Origin of the sequence: Arenimonas sp. (genome assembly GCF_019459675.1) — a bacterium.
Taxonomy (GTDB): Bacteria; Pseudomonadota; Gammaproteobacteria; order Xanthomonadales; family Xanthomonadaceae; genus Arenimonas.
This window is the reverse complement of sequence record NZ_JAIBFH010000034.1, coordinates 1-1,103: the sequence shown is the minus strand read 5'-3', so window position 1 is coordinate 1,103 and position 1,103 is coordinate 1. Positions and strand designations below refer to the sequence as shown.

General features: G+C 68.9%; 1 protein-coding gene. It reads left to right on the top strand.

Features of this window, described 5'->3' with window-relative positions; translation table 11 throughout:
* Positions 1-952, top strand: a 952-nt coding sequence (locus tag K0M70_RS01170; protein ID WP_290778190.1) for a hypothetical protein, incomplete at its 5' end; no start/stop codon positions are given.
* Positions 953-1,103 lie beyond the last annotated feature (151 nt).

Here is a 1,103-nt window from a genome sequence, read left to right as displayed (position 1 = left end):
GCGGCTGCCGATCCAGGCCTGGAAACTGACCCGCGAAAACTTCCGTCACGCCGGCGGCGGTCCGGCCTCACGCGTGGCGGTGACCGAGTCCGTGCGCGAGCTGCCCAGCCTCGACGGCCTGTCGCTGACCGAATTCGCGGTCGGTGAAAACCACATCCCCACCACCGCCTTTGGCCACGTGGTCGGCGAGGTGGGCCGCCGCGACCCGATGTTCGTCGTCACCAACGCCGACGGCAACGAGGCGTCCGCCATGGCCAACATCAACAAGGCGCTGACGATCCGCCACCCGACCACTGACGACCTCTATTTCCAGGGCCCGTCCGGCCAGGTCTACGAGCCGCTCAACGAGGACGCCTGCGCCGGTTTCGCGGTGGGGCTCGCGCTGTTCGGTGGCCGCAGCCTGTGGGCGAGCTACGAGTCCTTCGCCATCAACGGCCTGCCGATCTGGCAGACGGTCACACAGGCGATGGCCGAGCTGCGCCGCCCGACCCCGGCGACGGTGTGCCTGTTCACCGCCGGCGCGCTCGAACAGGGGCGCAACGGCTGGACCCACCAGCGCCCCGAGATCGAGAGCTACTTCGCCGCGATGATGCGGAACGGCAACGTCTACCCGCTGTTCCCGATCGACGCCAACATGATCCAGGCAAGCTACGACTGGGCCTTGCGCCAGCACAACAAGGGCATCGTCATCACCGCGTCGAAGTCGCCGCTGCCGATCCACGCCACGATGGCGCAGAGCTATCAGGCGATCGAAGACGGCGCGATGGTGCTGCAGGAGACCAAAGGCTCGCACACCGTGGTGTTCGCGGTGACCGGCGACATGGTGCTGCAGCCGGTGTTCGCCGCCGCCGAGAAGCTGGCCGAAGCCGGCATCGGCTCGCGCATCGTCGCCGTGGTCAACCCGCGCCGCCTGTACCGCCCGAGCGACGTGCTGTGGAACAGCGTGTCGTAACCCGACGGCCGCTTCATGGACGACGCCGCCTTCCACGCGATGTTCCACGGCGACGTGCTGATCGCCGTCAGCGGCGGCCCGTCGGGGCCGCTGGAGCCGGTGCTGCTGCGCAGCCAGGCCGCGCAACGCGACGTCTTCTGCTGGAAGCGCG